The organism is uncultured Parabacteroides sp. (assembly GCF_905196875.1).
GTDB lineage: Bacteria > Bacteroidota > Bacteroidia > Bacteroidales > Tannerellaceae > Parabacteroides.
The window spans coordinates 53,228-71,527 of sequence record NZ_CAJJWO010000005.1; the positions used below are offsets into that span (position 1 = coordinate 53,228).

Here is an 18,300-nt window from a genome sequence, read left to right on the forward strand (position 1 = left end):
AGTCCGCCTCTTTCAATAAAGATAAACTAAAAAAAAGAGTACAATCCCGAAAATACTCTACCCGATCAAAAACCGAACTTCCCGCATTCTATTCCGACCAACCTGTGAAGAAATATTCCCTACCTCGTGGAGAAATATTCGTTCGACAAAGGTCGGACAGCTGTCTGACACCTGTGGGACAGCTGTTCGAGCCGGGTCAGACAGTTGTTCGACACAGGTCAAACAAAGAAAACATAGGCATCCGGGCAAATTTTCATCCTAAACAGTCCGCTTCAGGCTCATGATGGTTGTTTTATATCTACAGGAGATAGGAAAACAAAGCCTGCCGCTCGCTTGTTCTATCTACAAAACTAATAAAATAAAAAGTATGGGAATTATAGGTTCGATTATTATCGGTATCCTGGCAGGTTTTCTGGCCGGGAAGATATTGAAAGGGAGTGGATTCGGGTTGATAGTAAACCTGATAGTAGGTATTATAGGCGGTGTATTAGGCGGATGGATATTCGGCCTGCTCGGACTCAGTGTAAACGGAGTGATCGGCAGTCTGGTCATGTCCACAATCGGTGCAATCGTTTTATTATGGATCGTTTCGCTATTCAAAAGATCTTAGATAGGCAGAAAAAGACAATTGGCGGGGATTTCGTACAGCATTAATATAACCTGTAATGAAATAACCGTCAATTGACCGTTACCAATTGTCAATTAAAAAAATAGCTCTACCTTTGTGCGGTAAAACAAATATCGTATGAAAAAAAGTTTGCTTCTGCTTTTCCTGTTCCTTTTGCTGATCCCGGCAAAAGCACAAAACAGATTAAGTGATGAAGCGCAGATCAGCATATTGACGGCAGCTCCATCCAATGATGAAGTATATACTTTATATGGACATACAGCCATACGAGTTATAGATACTTTGCATAAGCTCGATGTTGTATTCAACTATGGTATTTTCGACTTCTCAAAACCCAATTTCATCTATCGTTTCACGAAAGGGGAAACAGATTACAAGCTGGCTGCGTACAATTTCTCACATTATATAATAGAATATCAGATGCGGGGAAGCGAAGTAACCGAACAGGTTCTGAACCTCACCCCAGAAGAGATCAATAAAATATGGAATGCGCTGATCACCAACGCACAGCCTGAGAATGCCGTTTACCGGTACAATTTCTTTTTCGACAACTGCGCCACTCGTCCGGTTGCAATCGTAGAAGAACAGGTGAATGGGAAAGTAAAATATAACAATCCTCCCAAGCCGCAGACATTCCGCGACCTTATTAATTACTGTACGCGTAGCAATCCATGGCTTACTTTCGGATGCGACCTGGCACTCGGAAGCCCGACAGACCGGGTAGCCACTCCACACGAAATGATGTTCCTGCCTGTATATCTGAAAGACGAATTCGAAAAGGCAACGATCGTCAATCCGGATGGAACCGAAAGAAAGCTGGTTAAGTCGACCATTCGCCTGGCTGAAGAACTGACAGGCGACGATCAGGAAGGAAAAGAGTGGTTCACTCCTATGTTTTGCAGCATACTTATTTTCCTGTTGGTACTGTTTACAACCTATATCGAATGGAAGAAAAAAACATATTTCCGCCTGGTGGATTTCATCCTCTTTCTGCTTGCAGGTGTGGCAGGTACGGTGTTGTTTTTCCTTTGTTTTATATCGACTCATCCCTGTATCTGGCCTAATTGGTCGATCGTATGGTTGCAACCATTCGATCTGGTTGCTGTTATTTTGTTTGCAGTAAAAAAGTTCGGAAAGGCTGCATATTATTATCATTTTATTAACTTTGCGGCGCTTACGCTATTGTTGGCGGGTTGGTATTTCATCCCACAGCATTTAAATATAGCCTTTATTCCGCTTGTCGCCACCCTTTGGCTACGTTCAGGATTCGGTGTTTACAGAGGGCGGATGCACAATTGAAGATATGGACAATCGAATGAGAAAAATAATAACGTCGCTTATCGCGATCCTGGTAGTCACTAACCTGGAGGCACAACAACGTACCCCAAAGTTAGTGGTTTGCATTACCGTCGATCAACTGAGGGGCGATTATGTAGAATATTTTTACAACACATTCGGCGAACGCGGCTTCAAACGGTTGATGAACGAAGGTTTGGTATATAACAATATCAAATTCGAATTCTCCAATATCGACCAGGCGAGTGCTTTTGCCACCCTATTCACCGGAAGCAACCCCTGCTTCAGCGGTGTCAGCGGCGGTAAATACTACGATTTTGAAAAGGACAAAGAAGTCTCCGTCCTTTACGATGCCGATTATTTGGGAAACTATACCCGCGAGAATTACTCTCCTAAAAAAATGTTCAGTTCCACAATCGGGGACGAACTGAAAATAGCCTCCAAAGGCAGAAGCGATGTCTACTCCATTGCCCCGGACGCAGAAAGTGCAATCCTTTCGGCGGGTCATGCAGCAAACGGCGCTTTCTGGATGGACGATCTGAACGGTAAATGGGCTACGACGACCTATTATAAAGGAATCCCGTGGTATGTAGACCGCTATAACAACGGACCGGAATCGTTATCCGCACGGCTGGATAAGATGATTTGGACTCCGGCCCTCCCAATGGAAAAGTATAATGCTTTCCCTTATGTACTCGACGAAATTCCTTTCAAATATACCTTTAATGAAAAGACGCAAGATTGTTTTCCGAAGCTGAAAACAACGCCTTTCATTAATAAGGAAATAAACAGGTTGGCCCTGCAGTTCCTTGAATATGGTGCATTCGGTACGCGAAGTTGTCCGGACATGCTATCGGTTACTTACTATGCCGGTAATTATAAGGGAACGATGAGCAAAGACTACACCCGTGAAATACAGGATACTTACTATCAACTGGATAAAGATCTGGAGCAATTGCTCGATGCCATCGATAAAAAGATAGGCCTGGCCAATACACTGGTCGTATTTACAGGTTCCGGTTATTATACAAGCGAAGAGGAATATGCCGACGGTTTGCTTATCAATGGCGGTGAATTCCACCCGAAACGTTGCGTAGCCCTGTTGAATATGTACCTGATGGCCATGTACGGGCAGCAAAGCAGTTGGGTGAAAGGGTTCTACAACAACCAAATATATCTGAACCGCAAAGCTATTGAAGATGCTAAACTCGATCTGTCGACCATACAGGACAAGGCGGCCGAATTCCTGATGGAATTCAGCGGTGTACAGCATGTTACCACCGACAATGCCCTGCGTACCGGCGAATGGAATGAAGGAACTGCCAAGTTCCGCCAGGGAACCCACCACCTGAAACGCGGCGACCTGATCATCGAATTGCAGCCCGGCTGGATCATCAACAACGACAATCCGAAAGAAAAAGTTAAAATAATTCGTAATAACGCAGTAATTACCCCATTGGTATTTATGGGTAACGGTCTCAAACCGGAACATATCTACCGTGAAGTGAAAGCCACAGAGGTAGCCCCTACGGTAACCCATGTGCTGAGGATACGGCCACCGAATGCGTCCCAGAGTCTGCCTCTTTGGGAGTTGACAACCAAGAAATGACAGTTTTTTAGTTTGGCATGGAATTTGATAAGACAATATCATTCCGGTGATCAACTAAACCCGATTGTCAACAAATAAACACTTTACGAAATAAAATAAATTAATATATATCATGGGATTTAATGAAATTATGACGAAGCTGTTCGGCAACAAGTCGCAGCGAGACCTTAAAGAAATTACTCCATACGTGGATAAGATCAAGGCCGTATATCCGTCAATCAAAGCTCTCTCGAACGACGAACTGAGAGCGAAAACAGATGAAATCAAACAACGTATTCAGGATTATGTAGCTGCCGAACGTGCTCAGGTTGAAGAGCTTCGTAAAGGTATCGACGATAAAGAGCTGGAAGAACGTGAAGCTATCTGGGCCGAAGTAGATAAAATTGAAAAGGCTATTACCGATAAGATGGAAGAAGTTCTGGAAGAATCGCTGCCGGAAGTATTCTCTATCATGAAAGAAACAGCCCGTCGTTTTACAGAAAATGAAGAAGTTGTCGTTACGGCAACAGACTTCGACCGCGACCTGGCAACCAAATATGATTTCGTACGTATCGAAGACGATAAAGCAATCTTTCTGAATCACTGGAAAGCCGGTGGTAACGAAATTACCTGGGACATGGTTCACTACGACGTTCAGTTGTTCGGTGGTGTCGTTCTTCACAAAGGTAAGATCGCAGAAATGGCAACCGGTGAAGGTAAAACATTGGTGGCAACCCTCCCGGTATTCCTGAACGCTTTGACCCGTAACGGTGTACATGTAGTAACCGTGAACGACTACCTGTCAAAACGTGACTCGGAATGGATGGGGCCGCTTTATATGTTCCACGGACTTTCCGTAGATTGTATCGACAAACACCAGCCTAACTCGGATGCACGCCGCGCGGCTTACAATGCAGACATCACCTTCGGTACAAACAACGAATTCGGTTTCGACTACCTGCGTGATAATATGGCGATCAGCCCGAACGACCTGGTACAACGCAAACATAACTACGCCATCGTCGATGAGGTCGACTCCGTATTGATCGATGATGCCCGTACTCCGTTAATCATTTCCGGTCCGATCCCCCGTGGCGAAGAACAATTATTCGAGCAGTTCCGTCCGAACGTGGAAGTGGTTGTAAACGCACAGAAAGACCTGTGTTCAAAATTGCTGATCGAAGCCAAGAAAAAGATGGCCAGCAGCGACCCGAAAGAAGTAGAAGAAGGATCTATCCAATTATATCGTTCATTCAAGGGATATCCGCGTAACAAAGCGCTGATCAAATTCCTGAGCGAACAGGGTGTAAAAGCCCAGATGTTGAAGACTGAAGAATACTTCATGTCTGAAAACATGCGTCACATGCACGAAGCAACCGACGAACTGTATTTCGTGATCGACGAAAAAAACAACAGCATCGAACTGTCTGATAAAGGTATCGACTTGCTGACTGGTAACTCGGATGACACTACCTTCTTCGTATTGCCGGATATCACTTCCGAACTGTCACAGTTGGAAAACTTCCAGGGCACAGAAGAAGAAAAGCAGGCTAAGAAAGACGAAATCCTTGCCAACTATTCCGTAAAGAGCGAACGCGTACATACGATCAACCAGTTGTTGAAAGCCTATACATTGTTTGAAAAAGACGATGAATACGTAGTGATGGATAACAAGGTTATGATCGTCGACGAACAGACCGGACGTATCATGGATGGTCGTCGTTACTCAGACGGTTTACACCAGGCTATCGAGGCCAAGGAAGGTGTTAAGGTTGAAGCTGCCACGCAGACATTCGCAACTATCACTCTCCAGAACTATTTCCGTATGTATCACAAGCTGTCGGGTATGACCGGTACAGCCGAAACGGAAGCAGGCGAGTTCTGGGATATCTATAAACTGGATGTAGTGGTAATCCCGACCAACCGTCCGATCGCCCGTAACGATATGAACGACCGTATCTACAAGACCAAACGCGAAAAGTACGCCGCTGTTATCGAAGAGATCAGTGCATTGGTCGAAGCCGGACGCCCGGTACTGGTAGGTACGACCTCTGTCGAAATCTCCGAATTGTTAAGCCGTATGCTTACCTTGCGTAAGATCAAACATAACGTATTGAATGCGAAGTTACACCAGCGTGAGGCCGAGATCGTATCATTGGCAGGTCAGAGCGGAACAGTTACCATCGCAACCAACATGGCCGGTCGTGGTACCGACATCAAGCTATCGGCCGAAGTGAAAGCCGCAGGCGGTTTGGCTATCCTCGGTACGGAACGTCACGAAAGCCGTCGTGTAGACCGCCAGCTGCGTGGTCGTGCAGGACGTCAGGGTGACCCGGGTTCTTCCGTATTCTACGTATCATTGGAAGATAACCTGATGCGTCTATTCGCTTCCGATAAGATTGCCGGACTGATGGACAAACTGGGCTTCAAGGAAGGTGAAGTACTGGAACACAATATGCTGAGCAAATCTGTCGAACGTGCACAGAAGAAGGTGGAAGAAAACAACTTCGGTATCCGTAAACGTTTGCTGGAATACGACGACGTAATGAACTCACAACGTAACGTGATCTACACCCGCCGCCGTCACGCCCTGATGGGAGAACGTATCGGTCTGGACGTATTGAACACGATCTACGATACTTCCAACGCAATCGCCGAGCAGCATTCGGACGGTCTGGACTATGAAGGATTCAAACTGGAATTGTTCAAGACATTCGCCATCGAAAGTCCGTTCACCGAAGAAGAATTCAAGAGTATGAAAGCTTCCCAGTTGGCAGACAAACTGTTCGACACGGCTTTGCAGACATTCAAACGCCGCATGGAACGTATGACCCAGGTAGCCAACCCGGTTATCAAGCAGGTCTACGAACACCAGGGAGCAATGTACGAAAATATCATGATCCCGGTAACAGACGGAAAACGCATGTACAACGTTTCATGTAACCTGAAAGAGGCATACGAAACAGAAAGTAAAGCGATCACGAAAGCATTCCAGAAATCGATCGTTCTGCATACTATCGATGAAGCATGGAAAGAACACCTGCGTGAAATGGACGAACTGCGTCATTCCGTTCAGAATGCAAGCTACGAAAACAAAGACCCGTTGTTGATCTACAAGTTGGAATCATACAACCTGTTCAAGATGATGGTCGACACGATGAACCGTAAGACCGCCTCTATCCTGATGCGCGGTCAGATCCCTGTTCGCGAAGAACCGACTGAAGAACAGAAACAGGCGATGGCTCAACAACAGGCTGCCGCAGCAGCTGCCGAACGTCAGCGTATCGAAGTAAGACAGGCCGCTCCTGAACAGCGTCAGGACATGAGCCGTTACCGTACGGAGAAAACGGATATCAGCGGAAACAATGATCCGGAAGAACGCGCCCCGCAACAACCCAGACAAGAACCGGTTCGTGCCGAAAAACGAGTAGGCCGTAACGATCTTTGTCCTTGCGGAAGCGGTAAGAAGTACAAAAACTGTCATGGACAAGGTTTATAATACCTGACAGGATAACAGAAAAGGAAAGGGCAGCCGTAAAAAAGCTGCCCTTTTTTGTATCTTTACCCCCTCAAACGAACAGGAAATGAAAATAGTTATTGCCGTGGACTCTTTTAAGGGATGCCTTTCCTCCTCCTCCATCGCGGAGGCTGTAGAAGAAGGGATACTGAGTGCCCTGCCCGGATGCGAAGTGATTAAAGTTCCTGTAGCCGATGGCGGCGAAGGAACCGTAGAAGCACTGGTAGATGCCACTCATGGTACAATAATAACCCTACCGGTACACAACCCTTTGATGCAACCGATCCGGGCCAGTTACGGTATGACAGGAGACGGCCAGACGGCAATCATCGAAATGTCGGCTGCCGGCGGACTCTCCCTGATCCCTCAGAAACCGGGCAATATCATGCATACAACAACCTATGGAACAGGCGAAATGATAGCCGATGCGATCAAGAGAGGCTGCCGTAACTTCATTATCGGTGTAGGCGGCAGTGCCACGAACGATGCCGGAATAGGTATGATGCAGGCATTGGGAGTTCGATTTACCGACGAAACCGGAAATGAAGTGGAAAAAGGAGGAAAAAGTCTTTCTGCCATCCGGTCGATAGATACACGATATCAACTGGCAGAATTGCAGGATTGCACTTTCCACATAGCGACCGATGTAACCAATCCCTTTTACGGCTCGCAGGGGGCGGCCCATATATTCGGTCCGCAAAAAGGAGGCGATGAAGAACAAATAGAGATACTGGATAAAGGTATGAAACACTTGGCCGGTCTTATTCTCGAAACGACCGGGAAAGATATCGGCCTCCTGCCCGGAGCAGGAGCCGGCGGTGGCATGGGAGGCGGATGCGTGGCTTTTCTGCAAGCCAATATATCTTCCGGTATCGAACTTATTATGGACTATCTCCATTTCGATGAGATTATCCGTGGAGCGGATCTGGTGATCACCGGAGAAGGAAAGATAGACCGGCAGACCTTATTCGGTAAAGTCCCCATCGGCATTGCCCGTACAGCCGCCTCTCAACATATCCCCGTGATCGCTATCGCCGGACAATTGGATATTACGGCAGACAAGGAATTACGGGAAGCCGGTCTGTCCGCCATCTTTCCCATACATCCGACTCCCATTTCCCTTGAAAAGGCGATGCAGCCCGACTACGCCTACCGAAATATCCGCCGAACCATCGAACAGATCTGTTACGCACTTACTTCTTTTGTCAAAAAGTAATAAAAAGCATTCTTTAGCAGCATAAAGTCAGATTTTTCCGTACATTGCAGCATAATAACTATTAAACAATAACATTATGATCATCGGAATTCCCAAAGAAATCAAAAACAATGAGAACCGGGTAGCGCTTACGCCTGCCGGAGCCAAAGAGTTGGTAAAAAGAGGACACACCGTATATGTGCAGCATACTGCGGGTGAAAACAGTGGTTTTCCTGATGCAGCCTACGAGAAAGCAGGAGCACAGATTCTCCCGTCGATTAACGACGTCTATCAGATTGCAGAAATGATCGTAAAGGTAAAAGAACCTATTGCAGCCGAATATCCTCTCGTGCAGAAAGGGCAACTGGTATTCACTTACTTCCACTTTGCCTCGGACGAGAAGCTGACCCTCGCCATGATGGACAGTGGTTCCGTCTGCCTGGCCTACGAAACGGTAGAAAACAGAGACCACACCCTTCCCCTGCTCATCCCCATGAGCGAAGTGGCAGGCCGCATGTCGATACAGGAAGGCGCCCGCTTCCTCGAAAAACCTCAAGGTGGCAAAGGCATCCTGCTGGGTGGCGTGCCGGGAGTGAAACCTGCCCGCGTATTGGTGCTGGGTGGCGGTATCGTCGGACATAATGCCGCATTGATGGCTGCCGGAATGGGTGCCGACGTCACCATTGCCGACATCTCCCTGCCCCGTCTGCGCTATCTTGACGAGATCATGCCGGCAAACGTGAAAACGCTTTATTCGTCTACCCATAACATAGAAACGGAACTTCCCGCCACCGACCTCGTGATCGGCGCCGTGCTGATCCCCGGAGCAAAGGCTCCTCATCTGGTGACCAGAGATATGCTGTCGCTGATGAACCCCGGCAGCGTATTGGTAGACGTAGCTATCGACCAGGGCGGTTGCTTCGAGACTTCGCACCCGACCACGCATGCCGATCCGATTTACACTGTCGACAACATCGTTCATTATTGTGTAGCCAACATTCCGGGAGCCGTTCCGCAGACTTCCACACTGGCATTAACGAATGCCACGCTACCCTATGTCCTGAAACTGGCGGACAAAGGATGGAAAACGGCCTGTAAAGAAGATAAAAGCCTGTTCCTCGGATTGAATATTGTTGAAGGCCAAATCGTCTATCCGGCTGTTGCCGAAGCTTTCGGATTACCTTGTTATCCGACTGTATTATAGTAAAGCAAATAGGCAGATTATACGAAATCCTTCAGTTACAAGGCTCGTATAATCTGTTTTTTCTTACCGAACGAAAGATTTCTCTTTCCCTTATAATTCTAAAAAGATGTAAAATTGCTTTGATACTTATATCATGGTTACTAACTTAGCGCATCATATAATTAAAATTAAATCGTTTAACAACCATGAAGAAAATTGTTTTGCTATTGGCTTTTTGCCTAAGTATTGGAAATTTATTTGCTCAAGACGCTGATAAACTGCGTGATGAAGGGGATGCAGCTTTAAAAGCGAAAAACTATGCAGAAGCTTTTACAAAGTACGACGCGTTCCTTAAACAGACGAACAACGAAGACGCCGACCGCGTTTTCAATTGCGGTTATGCAGCTTTCCAGGCCAAGAAATATGAAGATGCCGTAAAATATTACGACCTGGCCATTCAGAAGAATAAAAACGTTGACGATGCCTATACAGGTAAAGCAATGTCATTACGTAACCTCAATAAACCGGTCGAATTTACCGCAACTGTCGAAGCAGGCCTGAAGGTTAAACCGGGCGACGCAAATCTGGAAAAATTGCTTTACGGATATTGTATGAAGCAGGCACAAGCTGCACAGAAAGCCGGTAAGGTTGCCGATGCAGAAGAGCTGTTTAAAGATGTTTTGATCGTCAGCAATGCAAAGTATAAGGGAAATGCCCTTTACAGCTTAGGAGCTATGTATTACAACGAAGGTGCAAAGATCCTGGCAGCAGCTACCGATCCTGCAAAATACGAAGCAGAAAAGGACAAAGCAGACGTACAGATGAAAAAGGCTAAAGAATATCTGGAACAAGCGCTAGCAATCAATGCTGCCGATGCTAATTCAAAGAAAATCCTTGATTCTATCAACGAAACGTTAGCAAAATAAGTTACTATCAGTTTCCATAAATAAAAAACTCCCGGTATCAGTAGGATACCGGGAGTTTTTATATTTTAAATATTACTTACTTGAAAATAAGACGGAATATATCGTTACCATTTGCATAGATAAGCAAAGCGAACAAGAGGAACATACCTGTGATCTGTGCATATTCCAGAAACTTGTCGCTCGGCTTGCGGCGGGCGATCACTTCATAGAGCAGAAACATCACATGTCCGCCGTCCAATGCCGGAATAGGTAATATATTCATAAAGGCAAGGATGATTGAAAGGAATGCTGTACGTTGCCAGAACACTTTCCAATCCCAGGTTGCAGGGAACATACCGCCGATCGTACCGAAACCACCTAAACTGGAGGCTCCTTCTTTTGTAAAGACATACTTCATATCATTTACATATCCTTTTAGAGTATTCACTCCTAAACGGATACCTGCAGGAAACGACTCGAAGAAGCCATATCTAATAGTCTGCGTCTGGTAGAAATCCAACGGAGTCTTGGCATAGATACCCAGTTTACCTTCTGCATTCGTATGAACCGGTAAAGACATTTCCTGACCGTTACGGTAGAAACCGACTTCTATTTCCTTCCCTTTATTATCAGCCAACAACTTCGATGCGTCATAATAAGTCGGTGTAATCACACCGTTGATCGAAACGATACTGTCGTTGGGCTGCAAACCGGCATCCCGGGCCGGCGAATCAGCGTCAGGGAGTTCCCTTACCACCATCGGTATCGGGAAATTGTTTGCATCTACAAAACCGTCTTTGTTACGCATCATACGTTGCATCATATCGTCCGGCATCGGGATCACAGTCTCAACGCCATTACGCAAAACCGTTACATTTTGTGCCTCTACAACCTGACGTAAAGAAAACTCATCCAGACGATCCAATGGTTCAGCGTCAGCATACAGAAGAACGTCTCCATCCTGGAAACCGACATCTTTCATCGTTTCGCTGTAATACATACCGTGTGTTATATTCTTCAGCGGCAGATACGTCTCACCCCAGGTGTAAAGCACCATCGAATAGATAAACAAAGCCAACAGGAAGTTGAATAAAACACCCGCAGTCATGATCATTAAACGCTGACCGGCAGGCTTAGAACGGAATTCATACGGTTTGGCAGGCTGAGCCATCTGCTCTTTATCCATGCTCTCATCGATCATCCCGGAAATCTTGCAATAACCACCCAACGGCAACCAGCCGATGCCATATTCCGTTTCGCTATTCTTCGGTTTAAACCTGAAGAGTGCAAACCACGCGTCGAAGAAAAGGTAGAACTTCTCAACCCGGACCTTAAAGATACGGGCAAAGATAAAGTGCCCGAACTCGTGGACAAGGACTAATATCGATAAGCTCAAGATGAGCTGTAACGCCTTAATTAAAAATGTCTCCATCTATTGTTTGTCTGTATTAATTTATTTCTTTTTACTCATATATTTGTTCTGTATCCTATCTGCCGATTGTCTCCATAACAGCCGTCGCGATCCGGCGCGCTTCCGCATCGGTCGCCACATAGTCTTCATACGTGGGAGCAGTGATGAAGGAAACCTTTTCCATTGTCTTTTCAATCACATCGCTCATTTGCAGGAAACCGATTGCATCACGCAGAAAGGCGGCTACCACTATCTCGTTCGCCGCATTCAGTATGCAAGGCATATTTCCTCCCTTGCGGATCGCATCGAATGCAAAGGCAAGATTGCGGAAACGTGTCATGTCGGGCTCCTCGAACGTCAGAGTGGAATATTGATTGAAATCCAGGCGCGGCGCTTTGCTCGTCAACCGCTTCGGATAAGAAAAGGCGTAACTGATAGGCAGCTTCATATCCGGGATACCCAGCTGTGCCATGACGGCACCATCCTCGAATTGCACCATCGAATGGATAACAGACTGCGGATGCACCACAACCTGTATCTGTTCGGGGGTCACACCGAACAGCCATTTCGCTTCGATCATTTCAAACCCTTTATTCATCATAGAGGCTGAATCGATCGTTACCTTTGCTCCCATCGTCCAGTTCGGATGTTTCAGGGCCTGCGCCTTGGTCACCACAGCCAACTCTTCCATCGTCTTTGTACGGAACGGGCCGCCGGATGCGGTAAGCAATATCTTTTCGACCGGATTCTCCCACTCTCCTGCTAAACACTGGAAAATAGCCGAATGTTCAGAGTCGACGGGTAAAACCGGCACTTTATATTCTGTGGCCAGCGAAGTGACCAACTCACCTGCCACCACCAATGTTTCTTTATTGGCCAACGCAATCGCTTTACCAGCCTTAATGGCTGCAATCGTCGGCTTCAGGCCGGAATATCCTACCATGGCAGTCAGTACCATGTCGATCGGTTCCGACTGCACTACCTGGGCAATCGCATCCGAACCGGCCCAAACCTTTATAGGTAAGTCCTCGAGCGCCTCCTTCAATTCGGGGTATTTCTGTTCGTTGGCGATGACTACCACCTCGGGCATATATTTACGTGCCTGGTTGATCAGTAAATCTACCTGGTTATTGGCTGTCAGGGCATAAACGTCGAACAAGTCAGCATGTTCGCTGATCACCTCCAACGCTTGTGTCCCGATAGAACCGGTAGAACCTAATATGGCTAAACTTCTTTTCATGGATACTTAAAATGCTATGTATTCTTCAGGATTGACCGGATTACCTTTATACCACAACTCGAAATGAAGATGCGGGCCGGTAGACAATTTCCCTGTATTACCGACTAAAGCGATTGCTTCACCGGCAACCACATGGTCACCAATCTCCTTCAGTAATAATTCATTATGTTTATAAACGGACAGGAAACCGTTTTTGTGCTGCAACTGAATCACATTTCCGAAATTCGGATCGAAGCCGGTGAAAACCACCGTTCCGTCCAACGTTGCCAGAACGCTTTCTTTTGGCGCTGCCACCAGGTCTACCCCGAAATGGCGGGTATCCGCTTCATAATGCGAAGACACGACACCGTTCACCGGCTTATAGAAAAAGACCCCGTCGGTAGGAACCGGATTGGGGTTCAATACCGTCAGATTATACTTTTCTTCTTCTTCAAAGTTCTTTACAAATTTCTCTTCCGATTTGGTACGGGGAATTTCATAGTTGGCATCCACATGTGCCAGTGAATCTATCTGACGAATGGAATCGAGCTCGATGGTTCCCGACAGGATACCGGCCACGTTTTCCAGATAAAGAGACTGGATAGAGATCATCCGTTCCAGCGAATCGGCCCGCAGAGCATTCTGCATGATCTCCTTACGTATTTCCACATCCAGATACCCCGGCAGATAGTTACGTATCGGTGTCTTGATAATGATCAGGGCGGTTACAGCAATCAGGAAGAAAGCAAACAAGGCAAGTGTCAGAAAAGCGGATAATTGCGACAAACGGAAAGACCATACTTCTTCGAGCGTCGTTTCGTTGAAAAAAGACAGCTTGTATTTAAACCGAATCCGGTGCCAGAATGATTTCTTATTGTTCTTTCGTTGTTTTCGTGCCATGTTTTTATGTTAAAACGCAAAAGTAACAAAAACCGTATCGACACGGGCATTGTTTACTCTAATTAACGTTTTTATAAATCAAGCAAACCTTCGGGCACAGAAACCTGAAGCGTTTTGTTATCATGATCTGCAGAGGTAATCAGTTCTTCTGCGGCCGGAAGGAGCAGTTCTTCTCCGTTATGGTCGATCTGCAAAAGAACGTTGATCGTCGTTTCGTCTACATCGGTTATTTTACCGAGCTCACCGTGATGTTCGTCGATGACGGTGTAACCGATAAAGCTGTCCCATGTCATATCACCAACCAGATCATCTTCATCGACGGCATCCAGCAGGAAGAATACTTCCCGGTTGGTAAACTCGCGGGCGGCTTTCTCGTCGTTCACATTTTCCAGTTTCAACAGGATGACCGTATCGGTCTTATACCGGTATTCTTCTACAAAGAACGGCACCAGGATACCATCTATTTCACAGATCACGCAAGGGTCTTCCGCTTCATCGAACACGTCACTGTTCGTCACCAGCGAGATTTCTCCTTTAATGCCGTGGGGTTTGGCAAACACTCCGATCTTAAAAACTTCTTCTTTTTTTATCATAACAGGGAATATCAAAGCCGCGTGATACGGGCTCCTATGTTATTCAAACGTATATCGATATTCTGATATCCACGGTCTATCTGGTCGATATTGTGGATATGGCTGGTACCTTCCGCACTCATGGCGGCGATCAACAAGGCGATTCCGGCACGTATATCCGGAGACACCATATTGGAACCGCGCAACCTGAAGCGGTTACCCAATCCGATAACCGTAGCCCGGTGAGGATCGCAAAGGATGATCTGTGCCCCCATGTCGATCAACTTGTCGACAAAGAACAGGCGGCTTTCGAACATCTTCTGATGGATCAGCACACTCCCTACAGCCTGCGTAGCCACTACGAGGAATACACTCAATAAGTCAGGAGTCAGTCCCGGCCAGGGTGCATCGGCAATGGTCATGATAGAGCCATCGATAAAAGTATCTATTTCGTACGAGTCGTGAGTGGGGATATGGATATCGTCGCCGATCTGCTCGACGGTGATACCCAGCCGGCGGAATGACTCGGGGATAATTCCCAACTTATCATATCCGGTATTCTTTATGGTGATGTCGGATCCGGTCATAGCGGCCATACCGATGAAACTGCCGACTTCGATCATGTCGGGAAGAATGGTATGAACGGTTCCGCCGAGCGAGTCGACACCTTTAATAGTCAATAAATTTGAGCCTACGCCTGAAATATCGGCTCCCATACGGTTAAGCATGGAAGATAACTGTTGCAGGTAGGGTTCGCAGGCGGCATTATAGATGGTGGTTGTTCCTTCGGCCAGTACGGCGGCCATCAGGATATTGGCGGTACCCGTTACTGAGGCTTCATCCAAAAGCATATAGGCACCTTTCAGACGTTTGGCTTCTATCTCGTAGAGCTGACGTTCGGCATCGTAGCGAAAGCAGGCACCCAACTTTTGAATACCGACAAAATGGGTATCCAGGCGGCGGCGGCCGATCTTATCGCCTCCGGGTTTCGGGATCAATGCCTTGCCAAAACGGGCAACCAACGGACCGACGATCATAACCGAACCACGCAACGAACCGCTCTTACGGATGAATTCATCCGTATTCAGATAATCCAGGTCAACTGCATCTGCCTGGAAAGTATACGTTCCGGTAGCCGGATGGTCTACTTTCACTTGCATATCGCGAAGAAGCTGTATCAGGTTATTCACGTCAAGGATATCCGGTACATTATGGATGGTTACTTTCTCCGGAGTCAACAAAACAGCGCAGATTACCTCGAGCGCTTCGTTCTTGGCACCTTGCGGAGTAATCTCCCCTGACAGTTTATATCCACCTTCTATAACAAATGAACTCATCGGCTTTTACGGGGATAATTCTTTTTGGTGTTATTATTATTATTCCGGGCGAGGATATCGCGGCTTTCGGTCAGTTTATGTTCTTCTTCATTCAATACGATCGAACCTTCCGACATTTCGTCAAGGTCTTTGAATATCTTGCGGTCATCGACTGATTCTTTGTTCCAGGTAAGGAACGATTTCTTCATCTGGGTAGCCAACAGCTTGATTAGCTGATCCTTTTCAACACCTGCTTCCAGTTCGGTTGCCTTACGGATCATCAGCTCCAATGTCTTTCCGTAGTGACGGTAACGGATACGGTTATTGTTGTAAGGGATGCGCGGCGGACGGGCATATAGGTTTTCCTTCTTTACGATCTCGTAAGGATAATCGATATCCAGCTTAAAGTCGGCCATGATAGCCAGGTGATCCCACAAAATGTGTTTGAAATCGTTCACATCACGCAGGTGGGGAAACATGTTTCCCATAATGTTGATTATCGTATTGGCACAACGTTTCCGTTCCTCTCTGTCCTCGATTGCAACACAATAGTCTACCATGTTCTGGATATTGCGTCCGTATTCGGGCATCACCAATTTCTTTTCTTCTGTATTATATTTCATTATCATATTCTTTTATCCGGCAAATGTACAGATTATAATTGATTTACACAAGATAGAATCCAACTGCCCATTAATAACGTATTCTAAAAAAAATATGATTTAATATGGGATATGTTCGTTTGTTCAGTTTCCAAACCATTGTTAACGTATCTAAAATGATTTTTATTTATTTGCTTTCATTAATAAAGGACGGTATTTTTACAAAATCAACAGAGATTCAGGATCTCTATGAGAAATCTATTTGTCTTCATTTGACTTCACTATCTGATTTTTCTCCTTCTTTATTATTGATTTGTACTGCATGTACTGTTTGTTTTATCTTTTCCTGTTTCTCTAATCACTCAAATTTAAGTTTGTTAAAATGTAATATCGATACTTTTTAACAACGTGTATTAATCTATTTAAATTCAAAAAGTAATGAAAGTCGAGTATTTTAACCCAAACAGAGTCCTCAAGCCTGATGAAATCCCAATGATAGCTGAATTTCTTCACAATGAACTTGAACAATATGGCGATTCGTGTAATGACATAACAAAAGCCATTTGTCATGCGATGAAGTGTACTAATGGCAATCAGAAAGGAGTTGTAGCCGTGATGTCCGATTCAAATCAGATAATAGGTGCAGCAGTTGTTAATAGCACGGGAATGGAAGACTACATTCCTGAAAATATTTTAGTTTATATTGCCATTCATCATAAATATCGAGGACACGGTTTTGGAAAACAGCTTTTGTCAGCGGTATTGAAGCAGGTAGAAGGTGACGTTGCACTCCATGTAGATCCTGTCAACCCTGCCATTCATATGTATAACAGCATAGGATTTAAGAATAAATACATTGAGATGCGTTTATCAAGAAAGGAGTAGGAATGGCATACATCACACTAAACAGACAAAGCTTAAAGCATAATTACGATTATCTGGACACATTGTTCAAAAATCATAATATCCAATGGTCAGTCGTATCAAAGCTTTTATGCGGTGATATGGTTTTCCTGAAAGAGACGATGCGCCTTGGCATAAAACAATTCTGTGATTCCAGAATGACAAATATCAAGGCTATAAAGAAAATAGATCCTTCCGTTGAAACTGTTTATATCAAACCTCCTGCTTCATTGGCCGTCAAAGAAGTAGTACAATATGCCGATATAAGTTTTAATACAGAATTTGCCACTTTAAAAAAATTATCGAAAGAAGCTTCTCTTAATGGAAAAGTGCACAAAGTCATCATTATGGTTGAACTAGGTGAGCTAAGGGAAGGGGTATTAAGGAATGAATTATTAAAGCTCTATGAAAAGGCAATCACATTGCCATACATTGAAGTCGTTGGTCTGGGTACTAATTTTGCTTGTCTTTCGGGAGTACTGCCTGATCATGACAAGCTCAATCAATTAGCATTGTACCGCGAACTTATAGCCGCTAAATATCAGAAAAAGATACCTTATGTATCAGGAGGGTCTTCAGTTACAATTCCACTGTTGCTTGAAAACACACTTCCTGATGGAATCAATCATTTCAGGATAGGCGAAACTTTATTCTTTGGCACTGATGTTTATCACAGTAGCCCTCTACTGGAGATGAAGCAGGATGTATTTTCTCTTCACACGGAGATTATCGAACTTGAAGAAAAACCCATTGTTCCCGAAGGACTGTTGGGCAATAATCTCGAAGGGAATACTCCAGAATACAGCGAAGAGGACAAAGGTAAAACAACCATTCGGGCTATTCTGGATCTCGGTTTACTTGACGTTGAATATGCACATATATTTCCTGAAGATACATCAATTTCCTGCACCGGAGCCAGTTCAGACATGCTGATTGTCGATCTGGGGAATAATCCGGCTAAATATAAAGTTGGCGACATTATTTCTTTTAGCATGGATTATATGGGCGCTTTCAGACTGATGAACTCTAAATACGTAAGAAAGCAGGTCGTCATTTAATTATTTT

General features: G+C 45.4%; 15 protein-coding genes. 9 read left to right on the forward strand and 6 right to left on the reverse strand.

Translation table 11 applies throughout. The features are described 5' to 3' along the window. Nucleotides 1–367 precede the first annotated feature (367 nt). From QZ076_RS03115 to QZ076_RS03145, 7 genes are all read left to right on the forward strand, one after another. The gene (locus QZ076_RS03115; RefSeq protein ID WP_075556531.1) at nucleotides 368–610 is read left to right on the forward strand and encodes a GlsB/YeaQ/YmgE family stress response membrane protein; all 243 of its coding nucleotides are present in this window, start codon (nucleotides 368–370) and stop codon (nucleotides 608–610) included. A gap of 135 nt (nucleotides 611–745) precedes the next feature. Next, complete coding sequence (locus QZ076_RS03120) at nucleotides 746–1,927, forward strand: DUF4105 domain-containing protein (protein ID WP_293710274.1); 1,182 nt, start codon at nucleotides 746–748, stop codon at nucleotides 1,925–1,927. A gap of 16 nt (nucleotides 1,928–1,943) precedes the next feature. Continuing rightward, nucleotides 1,944–3,533: an alkaline phosphatase family protein gene (locus tag QZ076_RS03125; RefSeq protein ID WP_293710276.1), complete on the forward strand. Its 1,590-nt coding sequence runs from the start codon at nucleotides 1,944–1,946 to the stop codon at nucleotides 3,531–3,533. 112 nt (nucleotides 3,534–3,645) lie between these two features. After that, nucleotides 3,646–7,011 (forward strand): preprotein translocase subunit SecA, encoded by a 3,366-nt coding sequence (secA, locus tag QZ076_RS03130; protein WP_293710278.1) that lies wholly within the window; start codon nucleotides 3,646–3,648, stop codon nucleotides 7,009–7,011. An 85-nt stretch (nucleotides 7,012–7,096) separates the two neighbouring features. After that, a complete protein-coding gene (locus QZ076_RS03135; RefSeq protein WP_293710279.1) occupies nucleotides 7,097–8,245 on the forward strand; it encodes a glycerate kinase in 1,149 nt (382 codons plus the stop codon). A gap of 76 nt (nucleotides 8,246–8,321) precedes the next feature. Next, a complete protein-coding gene (ald, locus tag QZ076_RS03140) occupies nucleotides 8,322–9,428 on the forward strand; it encodes an alanine dehydrogenase (protein ID WP_293710281.1) in 1,107 nt (368 codons plus the stop codon). Nucleotides 9,429–9,613: 185 nt separating this feature from the next. Next, on the forward strand, nucleotides 9,614–10,333 hold the full coding sequence (locus QZ076_RS03145) for a hypothetical protein (RefSeq protein ID WP_293710283.1): 720 nt from the start codon (nucleotides 9,614–9,616) through the stop codon (nucleotides 10,331–10,333). Nucleotides 10,334–10,409: 76 nt separating this feature from the next. Here QZ076_RS03145 and rseP read toward each other — a convergent pair whose 3' ends face one another. The 6 genes from rseP to QZ076_RS03175 all read right to left on the reverse strand — a co-directional run bounded on the left by rseP (nucleotide 10,410) and on the right by QZ076_RS03175 (nucleotide 16,353). Then, nucleotides 10,410–11,744: an RIP metalloprotease RseP gene (gene rseP, locus QZ076_RS03150; RefSeq protein ID WP_293710285.1), complete on the reverse strand. Its 1,335-nt coding sequence runs from the start codon at nucleotides 11,742–11,744 to the stop codon at nucleotides 10,410–10,412. A 55-nt stretch (nucleotides 11,745–11,799) separates the two neighbouring features. Next, the gene (locus tag QZ076_RS03155; RefSeq protein ID WP_293710287.1) at nucleotides 11,800–12,963 is read right to left on the reverse strand and encodes a 1-deoxy-D-xylulose-5-phosphate reductoisomerase; all 1,164 of its coding nucleotides are present in this window, start codon (nucleotides 12,961–12,963) and stop codon (nucleotides 11,800–11,802) included. 6 nt (nucleotides 12,964–12,969) lie between these two features. Beyond that, entirely contained in the window at nucleotides 12,970–13,842 is an 873-nt protein-coding gene (locus QZ076_RS03160) for a M23 family metallopeptidase (protein ID WP_293710289.1), read from the reverse strand. 71 nt (nucleotides 13,843–13,913) lie between these two features. Then, nucleotides 13,914–14,435 carry a ribosome maturation factor RimM gene (gene rimM / locus QZ076_RS03165; protein ID WP_293710291.1) on the reverse strand — a complete coding sequence of 174 codons (522 nt, stop codon included), beginning with the start codon at nucleotides 14,433–14,435 and terminating at the stop codon, nucleotides 13,914–13,916. An 11-nt stretch (nucleotides 14,436–14,446) separates the two neighbouring features. Further along, nucleotides 14,447–15,751, reverse strand: a complete 1,305-nt coding sequence (murA, locus tag QZ076_RS03170) for a UDP-N-acetylglucosamine 1-carboxyvinyltransferase (protein WP_293710293.1) — start codon at nucleotides 15,749–15,751, stop codon at nucleotides 14,447–14,449. Then, entirely contained in the window at nucleotides 15,748–16,353 is a 606-nt protein-coding gene (locus tag QZ076_RS03175; RefSeq protein ID WP_129735352.1) for a DUF4290 domain-containing protein, read from the reverse strand. Before QZ076_RS03175 ends, murA begins: the two co-directional genes overlap by 4 nt. Before the next feature lie 417 nt (nucleotides 16,354–16,770). Here QZ076_RS03175 and QZ076_RS03180 point away from each other — a divergent pair, with 417 nt between their 5' ends. Next, nucleotides 16,771–17,217, forward strand: a complete 447-nt coding sequence (locus QZ076_RS03180; protein WP_293710296.1) for a GNAT family N-acetyltransferase — start codon at nucleotides 16,771–16,773, stop codon at nucleotides 17,215–17,217. Nucleotides 17,218–17,219: 2 nt separating this feature from the next. Beyond that, nucleotides 17,220–18,293, forward strand: a complete 1,074-nt coding sequence (locus QZ076_RS03185; protein WP_293710297.1) for an alanine racemase — start codon at nucleotides 17,220–17,222, stop codon at nucleotides 18,291–18,293. The last annotated feature ends 7 nt before the right edge of the window (nucleotides 18,294–18,300 follow it).

Coding starts and splice junctions, on each gene's coding strand:
- QZ076_RS03115 (WP_075556531.1), top strand. CDS start 368: ATGGGAATTATAGGTTCGATTATTATCGGTATCCTGGCAGGTTTTCTG.
- QZ076_RS03120 (WP_293710274.1), top strand. CDS start 746: ATGAAAAAAAGTTTGCTTCTGCTTTTCCTGTTCCTTTTGCTGATCCCG.
- QZ076_RS03125 (WP_293710276.1), top strand. CDS start 1,944: ATGAGAAAAATAATAACGTCGCTTATCGCGATCCTGGTAGTCACTAAC.
- secA (WP_293710278.1), top strand. CDS start 3,646: ATGGGATTTAATGAAATTATGACGAAGCTGTTCGGCAACAAGTCGCAG.
- QZ076_RS03135 (WP_293710279.1), top strand. CDS start 7,097: ATGAAAATAGTTATTGCCGTGGACTCTTTTAAGGGATGCCTTTCCTCC.
- ald (WP_293710281.1), top strand. CDS start 8,322: ATGATCATCGGAATTCCCAAAGAAATCAAAAACAATGAGAACCGGGTA.
- QZ076_RS03145 (WP_293710283.1), top strand. CDS start 9,614: ATGAAGAAAATTGTTTTGCTATTGGCTTTTTGCCTAAGTATTGGAAAT.
- rseP (WP_293710285.1), bottom strand. CDS start 11,744: ATGGAGACATTTTTAATTAAGGCGTTACAGCTCATCTTGAGCTTATCG.
- QZ076_RS03155 (WP_293710287.1), bottom strand. CDS start 12,963: ATGAAAAGAAGTTTAGCCATATTAGGTTCTACCGGTTCTATCGGGACA.
- QZ076_RS03160 (WP_293710289.1), bottom strand. CDS start 13,842: ATGGCACGAAAACAACGAAAGAACAATAAGAAATCATTCTGGCACCGG.
- rimM (WP_293710291.1), bottom strand. CDS start 14,435: ATGATAAAAAAAGAAGAAGTTTTTAAGATCGGAGTGTTTGCCAAACCC.
- murA (WP_293710293.1), bottom strand. CDS start 15,751: ATGAGTTCATTTGTTATAGAAGGTGGATATAAACTGTCAGGGGAGATT.
- QZ076_RS03175 (WP_129735352.1), bottom strand. CDS start 16,353: ATGAAATATAATACAGAAGAAAAGAAATTGGTGATGCCCGAATACGGA.
- QZ076_RS03180 (WP_293710296.1), top strand. CDS start 16,771: ATGAAAGTCGAGTATTTTAACCCAAACAGAGTCCTCAAGCCTGATGAA.
- QZ076_RS03185 (WP_293710297.1), top strand. CDS start 17,220: ATGGCATACATCACACTAAACAGACAAAGCTTAAAGCATAATTACGAT.